This window comes from Rhodococcus sp. NPDC077669, assembly GCF_040686915.1.
GTDB classification, from domain to species: Bacteria; Actinomycetota; Actinomycetes; order Mycobacteriales; family Mycobacteriaceae; genus Rhodococcoides; species Rhodococcoides fascians.
The window spans coordinates 185,396-211,387 of the sequence record NZ_JBFBMD010000002.1; the positions used below are offsets into that span (position 1 = coordinate 185,396).

The window sequence follows — 25,992 nt, forward strand, 5'->3', positions numbered from 1 at the left end:
CGGTCGGCGCTGCGACAATCACGATGCACCACCCTCGGGTCGTTCCGCAGGCTCCACTCCTGCACCCTCGGGTCGATCCGCAGGCTCCACTCCTGCACCCCCGGGTCGATCCGCAGGCTCCACTCCCGCACCCTGGGGTCGATCCGCAGGCTCCACTCCCGCACCCTCGGGTCGTTCCGCAGGCTGATCCCTGCAAATCCTCACCACCGCACCCGACTCTGCGCCGAGTGAGCGGTACACCGAAGAACCGGGCGAGTTCATCGGTACCCACACCACGTTGTCGGGTAGATCGGTGATCTTCAGTGGCAAGGTGATCGAGCCCCGGCCCGTCTCGACCCTGACCAGGTCGCCGGGCGACGCTTCGATGCTCGACGCCGTCGTCTCGGACAGCCTGATCACGGGTGCCCGGCCGGTCTGCGCGAGATTGTCCTCGCCGTCCTGCATCCGTCCCGAATCGATGAGCATTCGCCAGGTGGCCAGAATTGCCTGGCCGATGGAGAGCGTCGGCATATCTCGCCGTGGTGCCACTCGAGCCACAGGAATCCGTGATCCGCTCCAGGCTCCCAGCCGTGCCAACTCGCCGCGCGCCGCAGCCGCGTCGGGTAGCGACAGTTCGACTCCCATCTGCGCGGCAATGGCGTCGAGAACGCGTTGGTCGGGCAATACTGCGCCGGCACCGAGTGCCGTGTCGAACGTGCGAGGCCTGCCCTCCCAGTCGACGAAGGTTCCGGGCTTGTCGACCACCGGTGCCACCGGAAACACCACGTCGGCCCGCTCGGTGACGGCGCTGTGGCGTAGTTCGAGGCTGACCACGAATGCCGATCGGTCCACCGCGTCGAGCGCACCCTGCGGATCGGGCAGATCGTCCGGGTCGATCCCTGCGGTGATCAGGGCGCGGTCAGGCCCGGCATCCGCCAGTATCGCCGCGGTATCTCGGCCCGCGTCCGTAGGGAGTTCTGTCACTCCCCACACGGCTGCCACCTCGGCGCGGGCGGCGGCGTCGGCGACGGGCCGCCCGCCCGGCAGCAGGTTCGGCAACGCGCCTGCGTCGAGGGCACCGCGCTCTCCTGCCCGTCGCGGAATCCATGCCAGGTTCGCTCCGGTGTCGTCGGCCAACTTCGACGCTGCGGACAATGCACCGGGAACGGAACCGAGCCGCTCGCCCACGAGCACGATCGCTCCCGGGCTCCGGAGGAGCTGGGCGATCGATTCGGTACCCCGGTCACCGACGTGCAGTGCGTCGAGCCACTGTGGTTCCTCGCCGGGAATCGACTGCAGGAGCACCCCGTCGAGCTTGCGCAGACCGCGGCTGGCCCAGGGTGCGATCGACGCCACGACCACGCCGCGCGTCCGGCGCGCCTTGCGCAACCTGAGGAACATCAGCGGTGACTCTTCTTCCGGCTCGAACCCCACCATCAACACCACAGGAGCGTTTTCGAGATCCGAGTAGGTCACGCCCAGCCCCGTCGCCGCTATACGACCGGCCAGGAACTCCGCTTCCTCGGCGCTGTGAGCACGGTTGCGGAAGTCGATGTCGTTGGTGTGCAGCACTGTTCGCGCGAACTTGGCGTATGCGTAGGAGTCTTCGACAGTCGATCTTCCGCCCACGAGTACCGCAGCGTTCCCGATCGACGCAGCCAGTCCCGTTGCCGCCGCCGCCAATGCAGCCGACCAGGACGTCTCGACCAGAGCCCCCGATTCGTCTCTGACCATCGGTGCGCCGATGCGGTCCGGCTCGCTGGCGTACTTGAATGCCCACCGGCCCTTGTCGCAGTTCCACTCTTCGTTGACCTGGGGATCGTCACCAGCCAACCGGCGGAGGACCTTGCCACGACGATGATCCGTGCGTTGCGCACAGCCTCCTGCGCAGTGTTCGCACACGCTCGGCGAGGACGTCAGATCGTACGGGCGCGCTCGGAACCGATACTCGGTGTTCGTCAGTGCACCCACGGGGCAGATCTGGACGGTGTTTCCCGAGAAGTAGGAGTCGAACGGCTCGGTGCCGAAGATGCCGACCTGTTGCACGGCACCGCGTTCGAGCAGCTCGATGGATGGATCACCGGCAACCTGCGCCGCGAAGCGAGTACATCGAGCGCACAGGACACAGCGTTCGCGATCGAGCAGAACCTCGGCCGACAACGGAATCGGTTTGGGATACGTACGTTTGGTCTCGGTGAACCTGGACTCGGTGCGACCCGCGGCCATCGCCTGATTCTGCAGTGGACACTCACCGCCCTTGTCGCACACCGGGCAATCGAGAGGATGATTGATCAGCAGCAATTCCATGACGCCACGTTGCGCTTTGCCCGCGACCTCCGACGTCACCTGAGTGCGCACCACCATGCCCTCGGCCACGGTCGTCGTACAGGACGCCAACGGCTTGCGTTGCCCCTCGACATCGACCAGACATTGGCGGCAGGCACCCACCGGATCGAGCAGCGGGTGATCGCAGAATCGCGGAATCTGTACGCCCATCAACTCGGCCGCGCGAATCACCAACGTGCCCTTGGGAACACTGATCTCGTGGTCGTCGATGGTCAGTGTCACCATCTCTACTGGGGCGACCGACACCTCAGGAGATGCAGGAGTGGAGCCCGCGGAACGACCGTGTGCTGCTGCAGTCATGACGTCAGCTCCTCTGCCATCAGGGTCGATCGGTGTGGATCGAAGGGGCATCCCTGCTCGGTGACGTGACGGATGTATTCGTCACGGAAGTACTTCAGCGAAGACACGATCGGGCTGGCGGCACCGTCTCCCAACGCGCAGAAGGATTTTCCGGCGATGCCGTCGGCGATGTCGAGCAGGGTCGTCAGGTCGGCCTCGGTGCCGGTTCCACCGTCGAGGCGGCGCAGGATTTGCACCAGCCAGTACGTGCCCTCCCGGCACGGTGTGCATTTGCCGCAGGATTCGTGTGCGTAGAACTCGGTCCAGCGCAGCACCGCTCGCACCACGCAGGTCGTCTCGTCGAATATTTGCAGGGCCTTGGTGCCCAGCATCGATCCGGCGGCACCGACGCCCTCGTAGTCGAGTGGGACATCGAGATGCTCGCCGGTGAACATCGGCGTCGAGGATCCTCCCGGCGTCCAGAACTTCAGTTCGTGTCCCGGTCTGATCCCGCCCGCGTAGCCGAGCAACTCCCGCAGCGTGATCCCCAACGGTGCCTCGTACTGGCCTGGACGGCAGACGTGGCCCGAGATGGAGTACAGCGTGAAGCCGGGCGACTTCTCGCTACCCATCGATCGGAACCACTCGATTCCCTTGCGTAGGATCACTGGAACGCTGGCAATCGATTCGACGTTGTTCACCACCGTCGGGCGCGCGTAGAGGCCCGCCACTGCGGGGAACGGTGGCCGCAGCCGAGGTTGTCCGCGCCGACCTTCCAACGAGTCGAGGAGGGCTGTTTCCTCGCCGCAGATGTAGGCGCCGGCTCCGGCGTGGATCACCAACTCCAAGTCGAATTTCGTTCCGAGAACACCCTTTCCCAGATAGCCCGCCGCGTAGGCCTCGGCGACCGCAGCCTGCAGCCTGCGTAGCACCGGCACTACCTCGCCGCGGACGTACACGAATGCATGGGATGCGCGAATTGCGTACGCGGCGATCACTATTCCTTCGACCAGCGTGTGCGGGCTCGCCATCAGCAGGGGCATGTCCTTGCAGGTACCCGGCTCGGACTCGTCGGCATTGACCACCAGATAATGCTCTTTACCGTCGTTCTGCGGGATGAAGCTCCACTTCGTTCCGGTCGGAAATCCTGCGCCGCCGCGACCGCGTAATCCGGATTCCTTGACGAAGGCGATGAGGTCGTCGGGGTCCATCGCGAGGGCCTTCTCGAGCCCGCGGTATCCGTCGTGGCTGCGGTAGACGTCGAGCGTCCAGGAATTCTTCTCGTCCCAGAACTCGCTCAACACCGGCGTCAGGGCCATGTCACGCTCCGTTCGTCGGTGGATCGGTCTCGGTGGTGTTCGGTTGTGGTGGCACAGTCGCCGAGGGTGCCGGTGCGGGCTTGTCTCGCACCGTCTCCGGTGCGGCCGCGGCGCCGACGTCCGGGTGATCGTCGTTCGGTCGTGCCCCGGCCTCGGGTGCCGACATCGCGTGTTCGCGCGCGTATCGCAGTCCGGCCAGGGTGGCATCGCCTGCACTACCGGTCGCTTCGAGTGCCTCGGGCCGATCGTCGGAAAATCCGGCGAGAATCCGCTCGGTTTCGCGGAACGTGCACAGCGGTGCTCCACGCGTCGGTGTGACCTGGGTGCCGGATCGAAGTGCATCGACCAGATCCCGCGCAGACGACGGGGTGCTGTTGTCGAAGAACTCCCAATTGACCATCATCACCGGGGCGTAATCGCATGCGGCATTGCACTCGATGTGTTCGAGGGTGATCGTGCCGTCCTCGGTGGTACCTCCGTGCTCGACGTCCAGGTGATCACGCAGCGCGTCCATGATGGCGTCGCCGCCCATGACAGCACACAGCGTGTTGGTGCACACGCCGACGCGGTACGTCCCGGTGGGTTCGCGTCGGTACATCGAGTAGAAGGTCGCGACTGCAGTCACCTCCGCCCCGGTGAGTTCGAGTACCTCCGAGCAGAATTCGATTCCAGCGGGCGTGAGGCAGCCGTCCTCGGCTTGCACGAGATGGAGCAGCGGCAGCAGGGCCGATCTGGCCTGCGGATAGCGCGCGACGACGATATCGGCGTCGGCGTGCAGCCGGGCGAGCACCTCGGGGGGATACGACGTTCGTGCACCCGGCGTGGCCAGTTGCACCGGTTCGTCCGGCCGGGCTCCGAGTTGAATCAGAACCGGTTCCGACTGGGGCTGCGCGGTCATCGATCCACCCCACCCATCACCGGGTCGATACTGGCGACCGCGGCGATGACGTCGGAGATCATTCCGCCCTCGCACATTGCCGCCACCGCTTGCAGGTTGGTGAAGGACGGATCTCTGAAATGCACTCGGTACGGCCTGGTTCCACCGTCGCTGACGATGTGTACCCCGAGCTCCCCTCGCGGCGACTCCACCGAGGACAACACCTGGCCGGCCGGGACCCGCATTCCCTCGGTCACCAGTTTGAAGTGGTGAATCAGCGATTCCATCGAGGTGTCCATGATGGTCCGCACATGCTCCTGAGAGTTGCCCAGGCCATCGGGTCCCGAGACCAGCTCGGCCGGCCACGCGATCTTCTTGTCGTCGATGACGACCGGCCCGGGACGCAGGCGGTCGAGGGCCTGTTCGACGATCTTGAGCGATTCCTTCATTTCTTCGACGCGAATCAGATATCGCCCGTAGCAGTCGCATCCGGTGTCGGTCACCACGTCGAACTCGTAGTTCTCGTACCCGCAGTACGGATCGGACCGTCGCAGGTCGTAGGGCAGTCCGGTCGAACGCAGCACCGGACCGGTGACGCCCAGCGCCATACATCCGGTGAGATCGAGATAACCTACGTTCTCGGTTCTGGCTTTCCAGATCGGATTGTCGTTGAGCATGAGTTCGAGGTCGCGCAGGCGTCCCGGCAGCACGCGAAGGAGCGCACGTACTCTGCCGACCGCGTCCTCGGGTAGGTCCTGCGACAGTCCGCCCGGCCGGATGTAGGCGTGGTTCATGCGCAGGCCGGTGATGGCCTCGAAGACGTCGAGTATCAGCTCGCGCTCACGGAACCCGAACAGCATCGCGGTGACCGCTCCCAATTCCATTCCACCCGTGGCCAATGCGACGAGATGCGACGAGATGCGATTCAGCTCCATCAGCATCACCCGGATCACCGTGGCGCGCTCGGGAATGTCGTCGGTTATACCCAGTAGCTTCTCCACGCCGAGGCAGTATGCGGTTTCGTTGAAGAACGGCGACAGGTAGTCCATGCGGGTGACGAACGTGACGCCCTGGGTCCAGTTTCGGTACTCGAGATTCTTCTCGATTCCCGTGTGCAGATACCCGATCCCGCAACGAGCCTCGGTGACGGTCTCGCCCTCGATTTCGAGAATCAACCGCAGCACGCCGTGTGTTGACGGGTGCTGCGGGCCCATGTTGACCACGATCCGCTCGGTACTCGATCCGCGAGCCAACTCGACGACGTCGTCCCAGTCCTGTCCGGAGACCGCGTAGATGGTTTCGTCCGTTGCACTCATCAGTTGTACGACCTGCGCTCGTTGGGAGGCGCGACGCGAGCGCCCTTGTACTCGATGGGAATTCCGCCCAGCGGATAGTCCTTGCGTTGTGGATGACCGACCCAGTCGTCGGGCATCTCGATCCGCGTCAATGCAGGATGACCGTCGAAGACGATGCCGAAGAAGTCGTAGACCTCGCGCTCGTGCCAGTCGTTGGTGGGATACACCCCGCACAGCGACGGACTGTGTGGATCGTCGTCGGGGACGGCAACTTCGAGTCGGAGCCGACGGCCGTGCGTGATGGAGACCAGATGGTACACAACGTGCAACTCCCGGCCGACCAGGTCCGGATAGTGCACACCCGATGCGCCGGTACACAATTCGAATCGCAATTCTTCGTCGTCCCGTAGCGCCTGGGCGACGGCAGGCACATACTCCCGCACCAGATGCAGCGTCAATTCGCCGCGATGAATCACCACCCGTTCGACGGCGGCGTCGAACGTAGCGACGGGATTCACGGCCGGAAGGACGGTGGCCAACCGATCGACGAGGGCATCGAAGTAGCCGCCGTAGGGCCGCGTCGCGGTGTCCTCGGCTGCCGCCGGCGGCACCAATCGACCGTAGCCCGACGTGTCGCCACTACCGCGAACCCCGAACATCCCGCGTGGCCGCTGAGACATTTTTCCTGGCGGCTGAGACATCCCACCCGGCGGCTGCGCCGTCATCGGAGCAAACCCTTCAGATCGATCGTCGGGGTGGACGAGAGTGCGGCCGCCTCGGCGGCCGCTCGCACCTGTTCCCGGTTCACACCCAACGGCATCTGCTGAATCTTTTTGTGCAACTCTAGGATTGCGTTGAGCAGCATCTCGGGCCGAGGCGGGCACCCGGGCAGATAGATGTCGACGGGCACGATGTGGTCGACTCCCTGGACCACCGCGTAGTTGTTGAACATTCCGCCCGAGGATGCACAGACACCCATGGCGAGAACCCATTTCGGTTCTGCCATCTGGTCGTAGACCTGCCTCAACACCGGAGCCATCTTCTGGCTGACGCGGCCGGCCACGATCATCAGATCCGCCTGCCGGGGGGACGCGCGAAACGCTTCCATTCCGAATCGCGCGAGATCGAAACGGCCGGACGTGGTGGCCATCATTTCGATGGCACAACATGCGAGCCCGAAGGTGGCGGGCCACAGCGAGCCCTTACGTGCGTATCCGGCCAACCCCTCGACGGTGGTCAGCAGGAATCCGCTGGGTAGCTTCTCTTCGAGTCCCATCGATCACGCTCTTTCGCTTCCGCAGAATGAGAACAGTGCATCGTGCCGTCGTCGTATCCGAGATCGTGTGGTCAGTCCCAACCGAGCCCGCCTCGCCGCCACTCGTACACGTAGGCCACCGACACGTTCACGACGAACAACGCCATCGCGACGAGCCCGAACGCACCGAGAACGTCGAGGTGGACGGCCCAGGGATAGAGGAAGACGATCTCGATGTCGAAGATGATGAACAGCATCGCGGTGAGATAGAACTTCACCGGAAATCGTTGTCCCGTAGGCGCATGCATCGTGGGTTCGATTCCACATTCGTACGCGTCGAACTTCGCTCGGTTGTATCGGGCGGGTCCCACCATCGTGCCGACCATCACCGAGAAGACCGCGAACGCGACTGCGACGGCACCCAGGACGAGAATCGGAACGTAGGCGTTCATTCGGGCATCCGCTCCCTCGATCGACGACCGCGCCGCCGCGAAAGTAAATGCGACGGCCGTACCAATGTGACCTGAACCACACAGTATGGGTTCGGTGTGGATCTCGCGGGATTTCGAGCAGTCCAGTTTCGTAAACCGTTGACGCGCATGGGCCACCCACCCTCGGACCCACTCATCTATGTGATTCACATCACTCTCGCCTCACATGCGGTCCACACCGCGAGGGACGACCAATCACCGAACATTTCCGGCCACCCGACCCGGGCTGCCGCCATCACTAAGGAGAGACGATGAAGTCGATTTCCGTCTCGGCGCTCGCCGCCGAGGGACTGGGAACTGCCCTGCTCGTGATATTCGGCGTCGGCACCGCCGTCATCACGGGCGACACCGTCGGAACCCCGGGCATCGCCCTGGCGTTCGGACTCACACTGCTTGCCCTCGTCTACGCGATCGGCCCGATCTCGGGCTGCCACATCAACCCGGCCGTGACGATCGGAGCCCTGATAGCTCGCGCCATCACCCCGATCAAGGCTGCGTTCTACATCGCCGCCCAGGCCGCAGGTGCAGTGATCGGCGCGCTGGTCGTACTGTTGGTCGCATCAGGCCGTCCCGGGTACGACATGTCGTCGGACGGTCTGGGCACCAACGGATTCGGCAGCTCCTCGCCCGGAGCGTACGGCTTGGCGTCGGTCGCGGTGTTCGAGACGATCGCGACCGGCCTGCTCGTCCTCGTTGTACTCGCCACCACGGCCCCCACCGTTCACCCCGTCGTGGCGGCCGGCATCCCGATCGGCCTGACCCTGACCGTGGTTCACCTGCTGGGCATAGGAATCGACTCGACCTCGGTCAACCCTGCTCGGTCCCTCGGCCCCGCCCTCGTCGCCGGCGGCCCTGCCCTGTCACAACTGTGGGTGTTCGTGGTGTTCCCCGTGCTCGGAGCTGCTGTCGCCGGCTCGATCCACCGGTTCGTGCTGACGGTGCCCGCATCGGAGAAAACGGTCTGATCTACCGCGATCGAGAGACCCTGGCACCGACGCGACCCGAGTGCTGCCTCAGCAGATCGACCACCGCGCGCCCGAGTCGGATCGGATCCACTGGATGGGGAACTGCGGCCTCGGCGCGCGACCAGTCGGCCAACCACCGGTCGTCGGGGCGTCCGATGAGCACCAGCACCGGCGGGCAGTTGTCGATCTCGTCCTTGAGTTGCTTGGCCAAACCCAGTCCGCCGACGGGCGAGGACTCACCGTCGAGGATCGCCACATCGATTCCACCCGCGTCCAGGTGCTCGATGACCACGGCCGCGGTGGCAACCTCGACGAAGTCGACGACGCCGAGCGCCGGATCGGGCCGGGTGCCCACCGCAGACATCACCTGAGCGCGCGTGGCCGCGTTACTGCTGTACACGAGCACATGCACCTGACCTGCCGAACTTGCTCTCGCTGTGGCGTCGGACACACCGCGATGGTAGCGCGGCCCCCGGTGGACCGGGCCCGAACGCACGTCGCAGAGGTACTTTCGCGTCGTCGACGTCGTGTGGCGGCAGCTCAGGAGATGGTGACGACCACGGCGGCCGGTTCCTCGGTGCTGTGCACCGCGAAGTCCGGACGGTCGGACGCCACGGCGACGAAGGACTCTGAGATTCCATCGGCATCGGCCAGGAAGTCGACCGCCACCACGGCGGAGTCCGGCTCGTTGCGAATCCGATCCGGCCCGGCATACGGAACGACGGTGACATCCGGCTCGGTCGAGGTACCGGCGATGTCGACCTGGAGTACGGCTCGCCCGGGAAGCGCGACCGGCTCACTGGTTCCGTATCGGACGGCCTCGTCGACGTAGCGCACCGTGTAGGACACCGGCCCGTTGCCGCCCAGTCGATACTCGACGGAGGAGGCTCCCAACATTACGTCCGTCACCGCCACGGGTGAGCCCGACGGGTGACGAATTCCCTCCAGCGACAGTCCCGGCACGACCGGCGGCAGCGTTTCGGTCGGGGCGGTCGGCGCGGTGAACGGGTCACCGACCACGAGCGAGCCGGTGGCGGTCTCGAAGTTCGGTGGCGGTGACGCATCGGGCGTCGGGCGAGGTGCCTCACCGGCGGAGCAACCGACGAGCAGCACAGCAGCGAGCAATGGTGCTACGACCGACCCGGCCGCCACAGGCCTGCGATACCCCTCGCTCATCGACTCACCGTACAGATGAAACCGATCGGTTCGATAGTGTCGATCGGCCGCAGTTCGGTCACGGTCCCACCTGCCGCAAATCCTGCTAGCGTCGTCGAGCATGGAGCCCACGAGCTATTCGTCCGGTGAACGCGTGTTCGGACCTCCCAACGGGACGTTCGACGCGGACTGGGCGGCCACCGCGCTGCGGTCCAACCGACCGGAATTGGACCACCCGACCTCGGTGCGACTGGTCGAGCGGGCCTGGGAGTTGCTTCGATCGTCGAATCTTCGCGGCGAGCCACTCGCGACGGCTCTGGATCTCGAGCCCGGCCTCGCCTCGGCGGTCGCGGCCGTGGCAACGGAGACGGCGGAGCTCTACCTCGACCGACGGTAGGTCTATCGGTCGACCACCTCGGTCGCCAACCTCGCGTTGCGGCGCCCGTAGGCGAAGTAGATCAACAGACCGAGGGCCAACCAGACCAGGAACCGAATCCACGTCTCCACCACCAGGTTGGCCATCAGGTAGACGCACGAGAGCCCGGACAGAATCGGCACGACGGGAGAGAGCGGAACCCGAAAGGGCCGCTCGAGATCCGGCTTGGTCCGACGCAGGATCGGCACTGCCGCCGAGACCAGCAGAAACGCGAACAGGGCTCCGATGCTGACCATCTCGGCCAGCTCCTTCAGCGGTACCAGGGCCCCCAGCAGCGCCACGAACACCACGACGCCGACGGTCAACCGGGTCGGAGTCCCGAAACGGGGAGACACCTTCGCAACCGACTTGGGTAGCAAACCGTCCCGGCCCATCGCGAAGCCGATTCGGCTGATGGTCACCAACTCGACCAGAATGACCGACGTCAGACCCGCGACGGCCGCTATCGAGACCAGAACACCCGCCCAGCCTGCGCCCACAGAATCGAACGCCTTGGCAATGGGTGCGCTGTCGTCGAGCTCGGTGTATTTCACCATGCCGGTGACGACGAACGCGACCATCATGTACAGCAACGTGCATGCCACGAGCGTGCCGATCAGTGCACGAGGCAGATCATGGGCGGGCCGCTCGGCCTCCTCACTGAGATTGGCAACGGCCTCGAATCCTGTGTAGGCGAAGAACACGACCGCTGCAGCGGTGACGACGCCGGCAAATCCGAACGCCGAGGGTGCGATTCCGGCCACGGCCTGCATCAGGGGCTGATCGAGCGTCGAGCCACCGGCCTCGGCGGGCACGGACTCGGGCACGAACGGAACCAGGTTCGACTTCTGGACGAAGAACAGGCCGGCGATCACGATGAACACCGAAATGGCGACCTTGATCAGAACCAGCACGTTGGTCACTCGCGCCGACTCCTTGACTCCCACAGCGGCAATGACGCCCAGCACCGCGACGATGGCAACAGCACCGACGTTCACCGGCGCTTCCTCCGTGAACAAGCTGGGTGGCAGAGAAAAGAGATCCGCGAGGTAGCCGGACCAGCTTCGAGCGACAACGGCAGCACCCAAAGCGAATTCGAGGATCAAATCCCATCCGATGATCCACGCGAACAGCTCCCCCAGGGTGGCGTACGCGTACGTGTACGCACTGCCCGCCGTCGGCACGGCCGATGCAAGTTCCGCATAACACAGTGCGGCAAGCAAACTCACGACACCGGCGATGACGAAGGAGATCACGACCGCCGGGCCGGCATTTTCTTTGGCCTGTACACCGGTGAGCGTGAATATGCCGGTTCCGATGACGATGCCGACCCCGAAACCGACCAAGTCGCGTAACCCGAGCTGCTTGCGCAGACTGCCGGACCCCTCGTCGTCGACGTCGCTCTCGATCTCGTCGACGGACTTCGTGCGAAACATTCCCATTTCCCGACGCTAAGCCATCCACTGTTTCCGCGCCGGAGGAAAGGTGGTGTTTGTTCTCGCGATTGTCGGTTATTCGGACAAATCGGAAATGCTTGCGTCACAACCGTCCTCGGGACCGAGCGACACTAGGACCGTCCCAAGAATTGTTCGGCAAAAAATCCGGCCAGCAGTACCGCGGTCCCGCCGATCTCGCCGACGATCAGAGCGAGCATGAACAGGTGCGTCCCCGGAACGGGATGGACGAACTGATTCTCGGTGTCTCGCCGGATCCCGTGCACGGTGTAGCCGGCGATCGCGGCGACGAAGAACACCAGCACCACCACCGCTGCGGTCAGGTCGACCACCGTCGGCCAGGCGCTGTAGTGCGCGAGAGCCGCCAGAACGAGCGCAGCGAAGGAGTACATCAACGCTGCCCGATGCGCGATGTCGACGTATCGGTGCGCGGTTCCGTCGCTCGACGTGGACATCTGGTGGTACTTGAGCACTCCGAGCGCCAACGCCCACATCAGCAACACACCCGACGCGAACACGATCACTTTCGTGTCGATCTCCAGCTGCATCCGCGCCTCCCCTTGGGTCCGCTGTCCGGGCCGAACGTAGCACCGGACACAATGTTGGTTACGGTTCCGCAATGCCGGTCGACTCCGCCCACACTCAGAACGACTGCGCATTGCGCTTCGAGTGGGGCCTGTCCGCGATCGACGCTGTGGTCGCCGGTGCCGACATCGCCGTCGTCGTGGACGTCCTGTCGTTCACGACCACTCTGACGGTGGCGGTGGACGCCGGAATCGAGGTCGTACCCAGCCGATGGCGCGACGACCGTGCCACCCACCTGGCCGAGCAACACGACGCCGTTCTCGCAGTCGGCCGTTCGGTTGCCACGCCGGGCGACATCAGCTTGTGTCCTGCCACCGTGCGCGCCGCCGCACCGCCACCGAGTCGACTCGTGTTGCCGTCGCCGAACGGTTCCACGATCGCCCACGCACTCGCCGCCCGGGTCGACACGTGCGTGGGCGCATCGCTCCGCAACGCCGCCGCGATCGCGCAGTGGGTCGTCGATGACCATCCCCACAGCGTGATTGCCGTCATAGCCGCCGGTGAGAGATGGCCCGATTCGTCGTTGCGGCCCGCAGTGGAGGACTTGTGGGGTGCCGGAGCCGTGCTGGCACCGCTCGTGGAGTCCGGACTGTTCGATCCATCCCCCGAGGCGGTGGTCGCTGCGACCGCGTGGCACGCGGCCGCGGCGGATATAGCTACCGAGCTGCGGCGATGCGGCTCGGGGCGGGAGCTCATAGCGATGGGCCACCCCGAGGACGTCGACATCGCCGCCGAAGTCGGTTCGAGTTCCTGCGTGCCGATACTGCGCGGCGATACCTTCGTCGAGCACCGAGGCCGATAGCCCCATCGGGCCTCCGAAACCCGCACCGACGCGGCCGATCGTGTCCGAAATTTTGATCGGAACACGGAATCACGGATCATACGGTGGTGAGTACGGAACGAGTCGCCCCGAAGACCACCGTCGTTGTACCGACGTACAACGAACGCGAGAACCTCCCCAAGCTGGTCGAACTGCTGGCCGGGCTGAAGGTCGAGGGGCTCGGTGTTCTCGTGGTCGACGACAATTCCCCCGACGGAACCGGCGACATCGCCGACAAACTCGCCATCGACGGTCCCCTCGAGGTCTCCGTTCTGCACCGCACCGAGAAGAACGGTCTGGGCCGCGCATACGTGGCCGGCATGACACGGGCCCTCGACGAGGGAGCCGACATCGTGATCCAGATGGACGCCGATCTGTCGCACCCCACCGAGGTGATTCCGGCGATGATCGACAAGCTGCGGAGCACCGACGCCGCGGTCGTGCTGGGTTCGCGCTACGTCCCCGGCGGTTCGGTCGCGGCGGACTGGCCGTGGCACCGCAAGGCGCTGTCGGCGTGGGCCAACTTCTACGTGAACACGATTCTTCGTCTCGGAGTCAAGGACGCCACCGCCGGCTTCAAGGCATGGCATGCCCGCACGCTCCGCACGATCGACGTTGAGTCGGTGGAGAGCAACGGGTACGCGTTCCAGGTCGAGATGAACTACCGCACCGTCAAACACGGGCTCACGCTCGCCGAAGTCCCCATCACGTTCGAGGAGCGCAGCGAGGGCGAATCCAAGATGAGCCTGTCGGTCCAGCTCGAATCTGCCTTGGTGCCCTGGAAGTTGTTGCGGAACCGGAAGAAGCTCTGACCGAGGCACCGCGCCGTGATCACGGCGTGAAGCGTCGGAATCCGCCTTCGGCCCCGATGACCTGTCCGGTGATCGAACCCGAATCGGGCGAGAGCAACATCGCCACTACCGCTGCGGCCTCTTCTGGTGAGTTCCACCGACCGCGCGGCATGTGACGCTCTACGAATTCGTTCAGATCCGCACTTGCCCAACCGGTATCGGTCGGACCCGGATTGATCGTGTTGACGGTGATGCCACGTTCGATCAGGGAATCGGCCACGGTCGGTGTTATCGCGGCGATGGCACCCTTGGTCACCGCATAGGGAATCTCGGTTGGCATCGGCCCCTCTCCCTGCCCGGACGTGAACAGCACGACGCGTCCGCCGTCAGGATGATCGACGTACCGTTGCGCGAGTTCCTGCACCAGAAGCAACGACGCGCGCACGTTCACCGCCCACGTCAGGTCGAGGTTCTCTGCCGTCAGAGAACCCAGTTCGCCCAGCTGTGATCGCGCATGGTTGATCACCAACGAGTCGACGGCACCGAACCTGGATTCGACAGCATCGAACAGGACGGCAGGCGCTTCGACATCGGAGAGATCGATGTCCAGATTCCCGAGTCTGCTTGGCGCAGTGCACAACTCGGCGAGAACCTGTACCGCTCCCGGCGTTCCCACTCCCCACGGTTCACTGGCGTCGTAGGCATCGCATGATTGCGCGAAGACGCGGGCGCGCTCGTCCTGCAGCAATCTGCGGGTGATGGCGAAGCCGATTCCTTCCCTCCGACCGACGCCGGTGACGAGGACTGTTCTTCCGCGTGCCTGCGCGTCCGACGTCATGCCGCGTCCTTCACTGTCGCGGCGTACACGTCGACGTAGTCCTGCCCCGACAGGTTCGCCAGCGCTGCCATCACCTCATCGGTGGTCGCCCGCAGAATGGCTTTACTGTTTTCTCCCCCTGCGTATCTCGTGAAATTCAATGGTTCGCCGACGACCATGCGCACCTTGCCCGGCCGCCACATCCTCGAGCCCACCGGGTTGACTCCGAGCGTCCCGTGCATCACCACCGGCACGACGGGCGCTCCCGTCTCGAGCGCTACTCTTGCCAGCCCGGTCTTGCCCTTGTACAACCGGCCGTCGGGAGATCGCGTCCCCTCCGGGTACACCGCCCACACCTTCCGTTGTCGCAGAATGTTTTTCGCGGCATCGAGCGCCGGAGCCGAAGCACCTGCCCCGCGGCGGTCGACGGGAACCTGACCTGTCGCGCTGTAGAACCAACGAAGCGCCGCACCCTTGATTCCCCGGCCGGTGAAGTACTCGCTCTTGGCGATGAACGTGACTCGGCGACGAACCAGGAGGACGAGAAAGAACGAGTCGACGACGGTCAGGTGGTTGCCGGCGATGATCACCGGTCCCGTCTTCGGGATATTGTCTGCGCCGACCACCGAAGGACGGCCGAGAACTCGGAGAACCGGGCCGATCAGGACATATTTCAAGAGCAGGTACCACATCTATCGATCCTCTCGGCTGGACAACAGCAAGGCCGAGAGTAGACAATGTCTACGTGCCAGACAACCTCCGGACGCGGCTGATCGACGCGGGTGTACGCCTACTCGACAGCGAAGGGCCGGAAGGGCTGACCATCAGAGCGGTCACTCGCGAGGCCGGTGTTTCGCACGGCGCTCCCAGGCGGTACTTTCCGACGCTGAGCGCACTGGCCGCGGCCGTGGCCCGAGTCGGTCTGGTCGATCTCGAGACCGCACTGAATTCTGCTGCACAGCAGTCGGATGCGCCCCGAGATGCACTGGATGCGATGGCGCACGCGTACGTGCAGTTCGCGGCGCAGCGCCCCGCGATGTTCGCGCTCATCTTTCGACACGACCTGCTCGAGGGCTCCGGCGAGAATCTGCGCGGACAATCGCGACCCCTGTTCGAGGCTCTCACCTCGACACTCGATGCCGTCGTGCCGGAGAATCCACAGTTCACAGCGCTGAGACTGTGGACCTCCGTGCACGGAATTGCGGCGCTCCACGCCACCCGAGCGTTCGAGCCGATCACCGACACCTCGGCGGTGCCGGACCTGATCCGATGCGCAGTGCGCGACGCGATCAGGAACGTCAGCGAATCAGAGACTTGACCGACGCCGGCAGCTGGCGGACGTTCTTGTAGGGGCCGACCACTGCGGCACCGAAAGGCCGGTCGAGCAACACCGCCGCGACCTCACGCACCTCGTCGTTGCCGACACTGTCGATACGCGCCAGGGTGTCGGTGATATCTCGGTGATTGCCGTAGTTCAGTTCGCTGCGACCGATACGGTTCATCCGAGAGCCCGAATCTTCCAGTCCCAGCACCAATCCACCGCGCAACGAACCCTTGGCGCGAGCGCACTCGGCATCGGTGATGCCCTCGGCCGCAACCTTGGCGAGCACCTCGCGAATCACCGTGGTGACCTCGCCCAGGTTCTCCGGCTGGCATCCCGCGTACACCGAGAACGCCCCGCTGTCGGCAAACGTATCCACCGAGGAGTACACCGAGTAAGCCAGTCCGCGCTCTTCCCTGATCTCCTGGAACAGGCGAGAACTGAGCCCACCGCCGACAGCAGAATTCAGTACCGACAATGCCCAGCGGTGTCCTTCGTGACGTCCGAACGCCCGTACGCCCAGGCACAGATGCGCCTGTTCGCTGTCCCGGGTGGTCAGGCTCAGCGTCGGATTCTGCCGCAATCGCGCTGTACCGCTACGCCTTTCGGCCGGCCGCAGGCCTTTTTCCAGATGACCCGCGAAGGCGCGACGTACGAAGGACACAATCTGCTTGTGATCGACGTTGCCTGCGACGGCGACGACCATCCGTTGCGGCGTATAGCGGCGAACATGGAACGAATGCAGTTGGGAACGGGTCATCGATTCGATGGATTCGACAGATCCGATGATCGGACGCCCGATCGGGTGATCACCGAACATCGCTTCCAGGAAGGCATCTCCCAGGAGATCCTCGGGATCGTCGTCCCGCATGGAGATCTCTTCGAGTACGACCTGCCGCTCGACGTCCACGTCTGCCGATCTACACCGACCACGAAGCACCACATCGCTGACGAGATCGATCGCGAGCGCGACGTCCTCGTCGAGCACGTGCGCGTAGAAGCAGGTGCTCTCTTTCGAGGTGAACGCATTCAGCTCTCCGCCGACACCGTCCATCACCTGAGCGATCTCGAGTGCACTGCGCGTCGGAGTCGACTTGAACAGCAGATGTTCGAGGAAGTGCGCTGCACCGGCGACGCTGGGTTGCTCGTCGCGCGAGCCGACGCCGACCCACACACCGACCGAGGCCGAGCGGACCCCAGGAACGAACTCGGTGACGACCCGAAGGCCGCCGGGCAGAGTCGTGCGTCGAACGCCCGTATCGGTGCCGCTGGTCTCTGGAACGGCCGAACGGTACGTCCCGAGGGGACGTACCGTTCGACTCGCTTGCTTCTTACTCAGCGCTGACCTCGGCGGGTGCCTCGGGAGCGTCGGCGGGAGCAGCCGCGTTGTCGTCTTCGACGGGAACGAGGCTGATCTTGCCGCGGTTGTCGATATCGGCGATCTCGACGCGCAACTTCGATCCGACGCTCACGACGTCCTCGACCTTGTTGATGCGCTTGCCGTTACCGAGCTTCGAGATGTGCACCAGTCCGTCGCGGCCCGGGAGCAGCGAGACGAATGCACCGAAAGCCGTTGTCTTGACGACGGTTCCGAGGAATCGCTCGCCGACCTTCGGCAACTGCGGGTTGGCGATGGCGTTGATCATGTCGATCGCGGCCTGTGCGGACGGGCCGTCCGCTGCACCGACGTAGACAGTGCCGTCATCTTCGATCGAGATGTTGGCACCGGTCTGCTCGGTGATGGAGTTGATCATCTTACCCTTGGGCCCGATGACCTCGCCGATCTTGTCGACCGGCACCTTGATTGCGGTGACGCGAGGTGCGTACGGGCTCATCTCGTCCGGGGTGTCGATGGCCTCGGCCATGACCTCGAGGATCGTCGTGCGAGCATCCTTGGCCTGCGACAGCGCGCCGGCGAGCACCTTGGAGGGGATGCCGTCGAGCTTGGTGTCGAGCTGCAGGGCGGTGACGAAGTCCTTGGTTCCGGCGACCTTGAAGTCCATGTCGCCGAACGCGTCCTCGGCACCGAGGATGTCGGTGAGGGCGACGTAGCGAGTCTCGCCGTCGACCTCGTCGGACACGAGGCCCATCGCGATACCGGCAACCGGGGCACGCAGCGGCACACCGGCATTGAGCAGCGACAGAGTAGATGCGCAGACCGAGCCCATCGAGGTCGAGCCGTTGGAGCTCAATGCCTCGGAGACCTGGCGGATGGCGTACGGGAACTCGGCCTGGCTGGGCAGCACCGGCAGCAGAGCGCGCTCGGCGAGTGCGCCGTGACCGATCTCGCGACGCTTCGGCGAACCGACGCGGCCCGTCTCACCGGTGGAGTACGGCGGGAAGTTGTAATGGTGCATGTAGCGCTTGGACGTCTCGGGCCCGAGCGAGTCGACCTGCTGCGCCATCTTGACCATGTCGAGGGTGGTGACACCCAGGATCTGGGTCTCTCCGCGCTCGAACAGGGCAGATCCGTGGGTGCGCGGGATGATCGCGACCTCGGCGGACAACGACCGGATGTCGGTGATGCCGCGGCCGTCGATACGGAAGTGATCGGTGAGGATGCGCTGGCGAACCGACTTCTTGGTCAGTGCGCGGAACGCGGCACCGATCTCCTTCTCGCGGCCGGCGAAGCTGTCTCCGACCGAGGTGAGGACCTGAGCCTTGACCTCGTCGAGCTTGTTCTCGCGCTCGGCCTTGCCGGCAATGGTCAGTGCCTCGTTGAGCGGGATCTTCGCGGCGTTCTCGACGGCTTCGAAGACGTCGCTCTGGTACGCCGGGAAGACCGGGTAGTCGCCGGTCGGCTTGGCGGCCTTGGACGCGAGCTCCTGCTGTGCGGTGCACAGGGCTGCGATGAAGGGCTTCGAGGCCTCGAGGCCCTCGGCGACAACTGCCTCGTTGGGTGCGGTAGCGCCGCCCTCGATGAGCTCGATGACGTTCTCGGTGGCCTCGGCCTCGACCATCATGATCGCGACGTCGGCGTCGGCACCGGAGCCGGAGACGATGCGGCCGGCGACGACCATGTTGAACACGGCCTTCTCGAGCTGCTCGTTGGTCGGGAACGCAACCCACTGCTTGTCGATCAGCGCGACGCGAACGCCGCCGATCGGACCGGAGAACGGCAGGCCGGCGATCTGGGTCGATGCCGACGCGGCGTTGATCGCGACGACGTCGTACAGATCGGCCGGGTTGAGGCTCATGACCGTGATGACGACCTGGATCTCGTTGCGCAGTCCGTCGACGAACGTCGGACGCAGCGGCCGGTCGATCAGGCGGCAGGTGAGGATGGCGTCGGTGGACGGACGGCCCTCGCGGCGGAAGAACGATCCGGGGATACGGCCCGCGGCGTACATGCGCTCTTCGACGTCGACCGTCAGCGGGAAGAAATCGAATCCCTCACGGGGGTGCTTGCCCGCCGTCGTTGCCGACAGCAGCATGGTGTCCTCGTCGAGGTACGCGGCGACTGCGCCTGCGGCCTGCTGTGCGAGGCGACCCGTCTCGAAGCGGATGCTCCGCTTACCGAAAGAGCCGTTGTCGATGATCGCTGTTGCTTCGTAGACGCCTTCTTCGGCGTCCAATGTTGTGGTGTCCGACATGTGTTCTGTTCTCGTCCTCTCGTCTTTGCCGTGCCCGCGTGGACACACCACCAGCCCTCCTGGCTGTGGCGGCATACCTGTGCCGTCCATCTCCGAGAGTTCGTCTCGGGACGCGGCTGCGCGGAGGCGGCCATCGATCGAAGCCCTCCGGATCTCGTATCCGAAAAGCCACTACCGAAGACCGACACCACGGCGTGACAGGCATACACGGCGGTGTGCGGATACCGTGTATCCGCTGGTCGTGCTGACTATCCTGATGTTGCGGTACAAACACAGAAAGCCAACGAGGAACAGTCTAAGCACTGCCTCGTTGGCTACTGCACTATTGCTGCGAGTCGGGTGTACACCGGCGCGTCGAACCATGCATCGGCAACATCCTCGCGTCGATCGAAATTATCGACGCAGACCCAGACGCTCGATGAGCGAACGGTAGCGAGTGACGTCTACCTTCGCGATGTACTTGAGCAGACGACGACGACGTCCGACCAGCAGCAACAGGCCGCGGCGGGAGTGGTGATCGTGCTTGTGCATCTTGAGGTGCTCGGTCAAGTCGACGATGCGCTTGGTGAGCATTGCAACCTGCGCCTCGGGCGAACCCGTGTCGGTGGGGTGCAAGCCGTACTCGCCGAGAACGGCCTTCTTCTGTTCGGTGGTCAATGCCACTGGTACTACTCCTGATCAATGACGTCCGCGTGAAAGGAAGCAACGGGCCCCGCCGTGGACGATGCATAATCATCCGGGCGGTATCGAAGCCGGTGCAGCCGCCGCGGACCGCAGCGAACACCGAGGAGTCAGCCTATCAGGCTGCGCTGGCGGCCAGGATCGAGCGGGCCCGGTCGGCGTCCCGGCCCATCTCCTCCACGAGAGCCTCCATGGAATCGAACTTCTCCATTCCGCGCAGTCGCTCGACGAAGTCGACGGCCACGTGCTGCCCGTAGAGGTCTCCCTCGCCGTCGAGCACGAACGCCTCGACGGTCCTGGTGCGTCCCGAGAACGTGGGATTCGTGCCCACCGACACCGCCGCCGGGTGCCGCTCCCCCGGAGTGACCGTCCCCATGATCGGACCCGGACCGAGCACGGTGAACCAGGCGGCGTAAACCCCGTCCGCCGGTATGGCCGAGTACATCGGCGGAGCGACATTGGCTGTGGGATAGCCCATTTGACGGCCGCGTCCGTCGCCGTGCACGACGACACCCTCGACGCGATGCGGGCGGCCGAGCGCTGCAGCTGCTGCCGCGACGTCCCCGGCGTCCACGCACGACCTGATGTAGGTGGACGAGAACGTGACGGCATGCTCGGCCAACAGGTTGACTCCGTCGACCGCGAAGCCGGACCGTTCGCCGATCTTGCGCAGCATGGGGACCGTCCCGAGCGCCTTCTTCCCGTAGGTGAAGTTCTCGCCGACGACCACTTCCGCAACGTGCAGGCGTTCGATGAGGATCTCGTGCACGTATCGCTCGGGGGTGAGTTTCATCAGTTCGGGCGTGAACGGCATGACACAGAACACGTCGATACCCAGTTCCTCGGCCAGTTCGGCACGCCGGGTCAACGTCGTCAACTGCGCGGGGTGGCTACCCGGACGGACCACTTCCATCGGGTGGGGATCGAAGGTCATGAGCACGCTGGGTACGCCGCGTTCCCGAGCTGCGGCCACTGCTCTACCGATCAACTGCGCATGTCCGCGGTGAACGCCGTCGAACACACCGATCGTGAGCACACATCGGCCCCAGTCGGCAGGTACATCGTCGAGACCTCGCCATCTCTGCACACCGCGAAGCCTACGGCCCGGCGGCCGCTCGGTCATCCTCGGACAGGCGTGTCGCGTGCGGCAGGTATGGACAAAAGGGTGTCCCCACGGTAAATATTTCGGGGTGCCTAACTTATTTCTTCGATCTCGCGGATCTCGCGTGGGTCGAATCGTTGCGAGCTGGGCCGTGGCGGGACTGCTGGTAGCGACGTCGAGCGGATGCGCTCGCACGGTCGACGACGAGGAGCCGACGTCGATGGACGACGGCAGACCGTTGGTGCTGACGACGTTCACGGTGCTGGCCGACATGGCCGCGAACGTTGCAGGCGACCATCTCCGTGTGGAGTCGATCACCAAGGCCGGAGCCGAGATTCACGGGTACGAGCCCACACCCGGCGACCTACGCACTGCCGAAAGCGCCGATCTGATCCTGGACAACGGTCTGGGACTCGAGGCGTGGTTCGAGAAGTTCGTCGAGCGGGTGCCCGCACCGCACGCGGTCGTCAGCGCACACGTGGAACCCGTCTACATCCGCGACGACGCGTATGCGGGCAAGGCCAATCCACACGCCTGGATGTCGCCGGTCGTGGCGGAGACCTACATCACCAACATCGCCGACGCGTTCGTGGCGCTCGACGCTGCCCATGCCGAGGAATACCGTGCCAACGCCGCCGCGTACATCACCGAGCTGCGGTCGGTCGGCGACGAACTGGAATCCGATCTGGCCCAACTTCCGGCGCAGCAACGTGCTCTGGTGACGTGTGAGGGCGCGTTCGGCTATCTGGCCCGCGACTTCGACCTGCAGGAGGCGTACCTGTGGCCGGTCAATGCCGAACAGGAAGGGACACCCAAACAAGTGGTCCGCACCATCGATTTCGTACGTGACAACGACGTGCCTGCCGTCTTCTGCGAGTCGACCGTCTCGGACAAGGCTCAGCTCCAGGTCGCCGAGGACACGGGTGCCCGCTTCGGCGGAAAGCTGTACGTCGACTCCCTCAGCGCCGCCGACGGACCCGTGCCCACCTACCTCGACCTGCTGCGTTACGACGCGCGGCTGATCGCCGACGCGTTGGTGGGCACGCGATGACCCGGCACATCTCGGGTGCGAACCGGGACGGCGCCGCGCTGACCGTCGACGCCGTCGACGTTCGGTACCGAGACGTCGTGGCGCTGGTCGGCGCGAGCCTGACCCTCGCACCCGGACGCGTCTGCGGCCTGGTCGGAATGAACGGATCGGGTAAGTCGACGCTGTTCAAGGCCATCATGGGCGTCGTCAAGACCGATGCCGGTTCGATCACGGTCTTCGGCGGCGACCCCGCCCGGGCCCGCAAAGCCGGGACGGTCAGCTACGTGCCCCAGGCCGAATCGGTCGACTGGACCTTCCCCATCAGCGTCCGGGACGTGGTGATGATGGGTCGTTACGGCAAACAGAACTTTCTCCGAACCCCTCGTGCGGCAGACAGAGCTGCGGTGGACGCGGCCCTGAGACGAGTCGATCTCACCGAGCTCGCCGATCGACAGATCGGGCAACTCTCCGGCGGACAGCGCAAACGGGCATTCGTGGCCCGCGCCATCGCTCAGGAAGCGTCCTTGCTGCTCCTCGACGAGCCGTTCGCAGGAGTGGACAAGAAGACCGAGGCGACGATCACGCGACTCCTCCGAGAACTGGCCGCTCAGGGTGCGTCCGTCCTGGTGTCCACCCACGATCTGCACGCCCTTCCGGAACTGTGCGACGAGGCCATCCTGCTGCAGCAGCGGGTCCTGATGCACGGCAGTCCAGCCGAGGTGTTGCGCCCGGAGAACCTGGCACTGGCCTTCGGCATGGACCCGTCGAAGATCGACGAACTGGGCGCGAGCTCTCCAACGTCGGAAGTGAGCTGAACCGTGTACCTGATCGACTTCGTCGTCAATCCTCTCGAATACACCTTCATGCAGCGTGCGCTGTTGGTGACCGTCACCGCCTCGATCGTCTGCGCAGTGTTGAGCTGCTGGCTCGTACTCATCGGCTGGTCACTGATGGGGGACGCCGTATCGCACGCGGTACTCCCCGGCGTCGCCCTGTCCTATCTGCTGGGTGCGCCGTTCGCCATCGGCGCGCTGCTGTTCGCACTCATCGCGGTCGGTGCCATCGGGGTGGTTCGCAACACCACCATCGTCAAGGAGGACGCCGCGATCGGCGTCGTGTTCACCACGTTGTTCGCCCTCGGCGTCGTCCTGATCTCCAAGTTTCCGAGCCAGATCGACCTCAACCACATCTTGTTCGGAAACCTGCTCGGGGTGTCGCAGTCGGACATGATCCAGGTGTTCGTGCTCGGCGGGCTGGCGTTGGCCGTGATGGTGATCAAGCGTCGCGATTTCACTCTGTTCGCCTTCGACCGCACGCAGGCTCGCGCGGTCGGTATCAATCCGAGCGTGATCTCGGCCGCGATGTTGACGCTGCTCGCGCTGACGACCGTCGTGGCGCTACAGGCCGTCGGCGTCATCCTGGTCGTCGCCATGCTGATCACACCCGGCGCAACCGCATACCTACTCACCCACAGCTTCGGCCGCATGCTGATGATTGCCCCCGCCATCTCGGTGGGCTGCGCCCTGGTCGGTATCTACGCCAGTTTCTATCTCGACGTCTCCTCGGGTGGCAGCGTGGTGCTGGCCCAAGGCCTGGTGTTCGTGCTGGCGTACCTGTTCAGCCCGGCGCAGGGCATCGTCACGCGCGCTCTGCGCCGCCGAGGACAGGTGACGGTGGCTCCGGCCGGGTGAGATGTCTTTTTCCATTGGATTGCCTAAGCTCGGCGACGTGGCGCAACGAAAAGACGATCCAGCTCCGGCCGACGAGGGCGTCCAGCTGTCCGCAGTTGCGCAGGACTACCTCAAGGTCATCTGGACGGCCAGCGAATGGAGTGAAGACTCCGTCAGCACCAAGATGCTCTCCGAACGAATCGGCGTGTCCGCATCCACTGTGTCCGAGGCGATTCGCAAACTGGCCGATCAGGGCATGGTGGACCACGCCCGGTACGGTGCCATCTCACTCACCGAGAAGGGCCGACTGGCGGCCATCGGCATGGTCCGTCGACATCGCCTCATCGAGACCTACCTCGTTCGCGAACTCGGGTACGGCTGGGACGAGGTCCACGACGAGGCAGAAATCCTCGAACATGCGGTATCCGATCTGATGATGGATCGGATAGACGCCAAACTCGGCCACCCCGAACGAGATCCACACGGGGACCCGATTCCGTCGGCCAACGGGTCGATCGACACGCCGTCCGCAACCAGACTGAGCGAGTACCTCGACGGTCAGTCGGGACGAGTGGCTCGTATCTCCGATTCGGACCCCGCGATGCTCCGGTACTTCGATTCGGTCGGCATCGAGCTCGATCTACCGATCACCGTGGTCGAACGACGCGACTACGCCGGCACGGTGGCGATCGAACTCGCCCGACGCGGCAGCACGGAGTCCATCGATCTCGGTCACCGCGCCGCCGAAGCGATCTGGATGGTTCCGGCCACCTGAGCGGTGCAGTCCCCTCGGTCGCAGGGCCGACTCGAACGGGAAATCAGTACCCGCGCAGTGTTGCCGGCCGCACCACCATCACCGAGCTCGCCCGCTTGCCCTTTTCCTGCAGCAACGCGATGGTGTGCCCGGTGGGATCGACAGCCGCGTAGACCCCCTCGATTCCGACGGGATCGAGCCAGCGTCCCTGGCTGAGCGACTCCGCTTCGGCGGCATCGATCTGTCGGTGCGGAAATGCGGTGCGCGCAGCCTCGTCTATATCGAGGCCCACAGCGGGATTCTCGGCCAATTCCTCGAGCGTCACGGCGTGGTCGAGCGTGAACGGCCCGACCCTGGTTCTGCGCAGAACCGTCAGGTGGCCGCCGACGCCCAGTGCTGCGCCGAGATCCCGTGCGAGCGCGCGCACGTACGTCCCCGACGTGCAGTCCACCTCGACATCGAGGTCGACGAACCGGCCATCGGAATCGACGACATCGCGGCGAGCCGTCACGTCGAAGCGAGTGACAGTGACCTTGCGAGCGGCGAGGGTGAACTCCTCACCGGCGCGCGAGAGCTTGTGTGCCCGCTGACCGTCGACCTTGATGGCACTGACACTGGCCGGAACCTGCTCGATGTCACCGGTGAGTGCGGCAACCCCGGCCGCGATGTCCGAATCCGAGACATTCGTGGCCGGGACGTCGGCGAGCACCTCACCCTCGGCGTCATCGGTCGTCGTACTGCGCCCCAGTCGCACGGTGGCGGTGTACGACTTGGTCGTCAGCGTCAGCAGTCCGAGCATCTTGGTCGCCCGCTCCACGCCCAGAACCAGCACCCCGGTCGCCATGGGGTCCAACGTCCCCGCATGACCGACCTTTCTGGTCTGCAACAACTTTCGGCACGACGCGACGACATCGTGGCTGGTGACGCCCGGCCCCTTGTCGACCACCAACACACCGGCACCGACGAGACCGGACGAGATCTTTCCGCGAGCACTCACG

At 64.8% G+C, this 25,992-nt stretch carries 27 protein-coding genes; 9 read left to right on the plus strand and 18 right to left on the minus strand.

What is annotated here, in order from left to right; genetic code table 11:
- Positions 1-18: 18 nt before the first annotated feature.
- The 7 genes from AB0P23_RS03385 to AB0P23_RS03415 all read right to left on the minus strand — a co-directional run bounded on the left by AB0P23_RS03385 (position 19) and on the right by AB0P23_RS03415 (position 7,802).
- Complete coding sequence (locus AB0P23_RS03385) at positions 19-2,625, minus strand: NADH-quinone oxidoreductase subunit G (protein WP_287451505.1); 2,607 nt, start codon at positions 2,623-2,625, stop codon at positions 19-21.
- On the minus strand, positions 2,622-3,923 hold the full coding sequence (gene nuoF / locus AB0P23_RS03390; protein ID WP_032366451.1) for an NADH-quinone oxidoreductase subunit NuoF: 1,302 nt from the start codon (positions 3,921-3,923) through the stop codon (positions 2,622-2,624). The genes AB0P23_RS03385 and nuoF overlap by 4 nt, the downstream gene beginning before the upstream one ends.
- Position 3,924: 1 nt before the next feature.
- A complete protein-coding gene (gene nuoE, locus AB0P23_RS03395; protein WP_206497480.1) occupies positions 3,925-4,821 on the minus strand; it encodes an NADH-quinone oxidoreductase subunit NuoE in 897 nt (298 codons plus the stop codon).
- The gene (nuoD, locus tag AB0P23_RS03400) at positions 4,818-6,116 is read right to left on the minus strand and encodes an NADH dehydrogenase (quinone) subunit D (protein WP_363796806.1); all 1,299 of its coding nucleotides are present in this window, start codon (positions 6,114-6,116) and stop codon (positions 4,818-4,820) included. Before nuoD ends, nuoE begins: the two co-directional genes overlap by 4 nt.
- Positions 6,116-6,796, minus strand: coding sequence for an NADH-quinone oxidoreductase subunit C (locus tag AB0P23_RS03405; RefSeq protein WP_032366606.1), 681 nt, complete (start codon positions 6,794-6,796; stop codon positions 6,116-6,118). The genes nuoD and AB0P23_RS03405 overlap by 1 nt, the downstream gene beginning before the upstream one ends.
- Positions 6,797-6,816: 20 nt before the next feature.
- The gene (locus tag AB0P23_RS03410) at positions 6,817-7,371 is read right to left on the minus strand and encodes an NADH-quinone oxidoreductase subunit B (RefSeq protein ID WP_027496776.1); all 555 of its coding nucleotides are present in this window, start codon (positions 7,369-7,371) and stop codon (positions 6,817-6,819) included.
- A gap of 71 nt (positions 7,372-7,442) precedes the next feature.
- A complete protein-coding gene (locus tag AB0P23_RS03415) occupies positions 7,443-7,802 on the minus strand; it encodes an NADH-quinone oxidoreductase subunit A (protein ID WP_027496775.1) in 360 nt (119 codons plus the stop codon).
- Between the two features lie 290 nt (positions 7,803-8,092).
- Here AB0P23_RS03415 and AB0P23_RS03420 point away from each other — a divergent pair, with 290 nt between their 5' ends.
- The gene (locus AB0P23_RS03420; RefSeq protein WP_206497479.1) at positions 8,093-8,806 is read left to right on the plus strand and encodes an aquaporin; all 714 of its coding nucleotides are present in this window, start codon (positions 8,093-8,095) and stop codon (positions 8,804-8,806) included.
- 1 nt (position 8,807) lies between these two features.
- On the opposite strand, the gene AB0P23_RS03425 is transcribed toward AB0P23_RS03420, so the two are convergent.
- Together AB0P23_RS03425 and AB0P23_RS03430 are read right to left on the minus strand one after the other, a co-directional pair.
- Positions 8,808-9,257: a hypothetical protein gene (locus AB0P23_RS03425; RefSeq protein WP_283550140.1), complete on the minus strand. Its 450-nt coding sequence runs from the start codon at positions 9,255-9,257 to the stop codon at positions 8,808-8,810.
- A gap of 89 nt (positions 9,258-9,346) precedes the next feature.
- A complete protein-coding gene (locus AB0P23_RS03430) occupies positions 9,347-9,982 on the minus strand; it encodes a hypothetical protein (RefSeq protein WP_283550141.1) in 636 nt (211 codons plus the stop codon).
- Positions 9,983-10,082: 100 nt separating this feature from the next.
- Here AB0P23_RS03430 and AB0P23_RS03435 point away from each other — a divergent pair, with 100 nt between their 5' ends.
- Positions 10,083-10,358 carry a hypothetical protein gene (locus tag AB0P23_RS03435; RefSeq protein WP_027496773.1) on the plus strand — a complete coding sequence of 92 codons (276 nt, stop codon included), beginning with the start codon at positions 10,083-10,085 and terminating at the stop codon, positions 10,356-10,358.
- A 2-nt stretch (positions 10,359-10,360) separates the two neighbouring features.
- Here the strand turns inward: AB0P23_RS03435 and AB0P23_RS03440 are convergent, their stop codons facing one another.
- Both AB0P23_RS03440 and AB0P23_RS03445 read right to left on the minus strand, forming a co-directional pair.
- Complete coding sequence (locus tag AB0P23_RS03440) at positions 10,361-11,818, minus strand: amino acid permease (RefSeq protein ID WP_027496772.1); 1,458 nt, start codon at positions 11,816-11,818, stop codon at positions 10,361-10,363.
- 125 nt (positions 11,819-11,943) lie between these two features.
- A complete protein-coding gene (locus AB0P23_RS03445; protein WP_032366446.1) occupies positions 11,944-12,378 on the minus strand; it encodes a hypothetical protein in 435 nt (144 codons plus the stop codon).
- A 71-nt stretch (positions 12,379-12,449) separates the two neighbouring features.
- On the opposite strand from AB0P23_RS03445, the gene AB0P23_RS03450 reads away from it, so the two are divergent.
- Both AB0P23_RS03450 and AB0P23_RS03455 read left to right on the plus strand, forming a co-directional pair.
- Positions 12,450-13,217 (plus strand): 2-phosphosulfolactate phosphatase, encoded by a 768-nt coding sequence (locus tag AB0P23_RS03450; protein WP_206497477.1) that lies wholly within the window; start codon positions 12,450-12,452, stop codon positions 13,215-13,217.
- Positions 13,218-13,303: 86 nt separating this feature from the next.
- A complete protein-coding gene (locus AB0P23_RS03455; protein ID WP_206497476.1) occupies positions 13,304-14,047 on the plus strand; it encodes a polyprenol monophosphomannose synthase in 744 nt (247 codons plus the stop codon).
- Between the two features lie 19 nt (positions 14,048-14,066).
- Here AB0P23_RS03455 and AB0P23_RS03460 read toward each other — a convergent pair whose 3' ends face one another.
- Positions 14,067-14,864 (minus strand): SDR family oxidoreductase, encoded by a 798-nt coding sequence (locus AB0P23_RS03460; protein ID WP_206497475.1) that lies wholly within the window; start codon positions 14,862-14,864, stop codon positions 14,067-14,069.
- Positions 14,861-15,535 carry a lysophospholipid acyltransferase family protein gene (locus AB0P23_RS03465; RefSeq protein ID WP_206497474.1) on the minus strand — a complete coding sequence of 225 codons (675 nt, stop codon included), beginning with the start codon at positions 15,533-15,535 and terminating at the stop codon, positions 14,861-14,863. The genes AB0P23_RS03460 and AB0P23_RS03465 overlap by 4 nt, the downstream gene beginning before the upstream one ends.
- Before the next feature lie 53 nt (positions 15,536-15,588).
- Between AB0P23_RS03465 and AB0P23_RS03470 the strand changes: the two genes are divergently transcribed.
- Complete coding sequence (locus AB0P23_RS03470) at positions 15,589-16,161, plus strand: TetR/AcrR family transcriptional regulator (protein WP_206497473.1); 573 nt, start codon at positions 15,589-15,591, stop codon at positions 16,159-16,161.
- Here the strand turns inward: AB0P23_RS03470 and AB0P23_RS03475 are convergent.
- The 4 genes from AB0P23_RS03475 to AB0P23_RS03490 form a co-directional block, all read right to left on the minus strand.
- Positions 16,142-17,401, minus strand: coding sequence for a pitrilysin family protein (locus AB0P23_RS03475; RefSeq protein WP_241257602.1), 1,260 nt, complete (start codon positions 17,399-17,401; stop codon positions 16,142-16,144). The two genes, AB0P23_RS03470 and AB0P23_RS03475, sit on opposite strands and share 20 nt — an antisense overlap.
- Positions 17,402-17,495: 94 nt before the next feature.
- A complete protein-coding gene (locus AB0P23_RS03480) occupies positions 17,496-19,757 on the minus strand; it encodes a polyribonucleotide nucleotidyltransferase (protein WP_027496765.1) in 2,262 nt (753 codons plus the stop codon).
- A gap of 393 nt (positions 19,758-20,150) precedes the next feature.
- Positions 20,151-20,420, minus strand: a complete 270-nt coding sequence (gene rpsO, locus AB0P23_RS03485) for a 30S ribosomal protein S15 (protein ID WP_027496764.1) — start codon at positions 20,418-20,420, stop codon at positions 20,151-20,153.
- A 136-nt stretch (positions 20,421-20,556) separates the two neighbouring features.
- Positions 20,557-21,525 carry a bifunctional riboflavin kinase/FAD synthetase gene (locus AB0P23_RS03490; protein WP_027496763.1) on the minus strand — a complete coding sequence of 323 codons (969 nt, stop codon included), beginning with the start codon at positions 21,523-21,525 and terminating at the stop codon, positions 20,557-20,559.
- Between the two features lie 235 nt (positions 21,526-21,760).
- On the opposite strand from AB0P23_RS03490, the gene AB0P23_RS03495 reads away from it, so the two are divergent.
- Genes AB0P23_RS03495 through AB0P23_RS03510 form a run of 4 tightly spaced genes read left to right on the plus strand, consistent with a single transcriptional unit; the run spans position 21,761 to position 25,015 of the window.
- Positions 21,761-22,591, plus strand: a complete 831-nt coding sequence (locus AB0P23_RS03495) for a metal ABC transporter substrate-binding protein (RefSeq protein WP_206497583.1) — start codon at positions 21,761-21,763, stop codon at positions 22,589-22,591.
- Complete coding sequence (locus AB0P23_RS03500; protein ID WP_052053322.1) at positions 22,588-23,385, plus strand: metal ABC transporter ATP-binding protein; 798 nt, start codon at positions 22,588-22,590, stop codon at positions 23,383-23,385. Before AB0P23_RS03495 ends, AB0P23_RS03500 begins: the two co-directional genes overlap by 4 nt.
- Positions 23,386-23,388: 3 nt before the next feature.
- Positions 23,389-24,261: a metal ABC transporter permease gene (locus AB0P23_RS03505; RefSeq protein ID WP_027496760.1), complete on the plus strand. Its 873-nt coding sequence runs from the start codon at positions 23,389-23,391 to the stop codon at positions 24,259-24,261.
- Between the two features lie 19 nt (positions 24,262-24,280).
- On the plus strand, positions 24,281-25,015 hold the full coding sequence (locus AB0P23_RS03510; RefSeq protein WP_094622522.1) for a metal-dependent transcriptional regulator: 735 nt from the start codon (positions 24,281-24,283) through the stop codon (positions 25,013-25,015).
- Positions 25,016-25,058: 43 nt separating this feature from the next.
- On the opposite strand, the gene truB is transcribed toward AB0P23_RS03510, so the two are convergent.
- Positions 25,059-25,991, minus strand: coding sequence for a tRNA pseudouridine(55) synthase TruB (truB, locus tag AB0P23_RS03515; RefSeq protein WP_027496758.1), 933 nt, complete (start codon positions 25,989-25,991; stop codon positions 25,059-25,061).
- Between the last annotated feature and the right edge of the window lies 1 nt (position 25,992).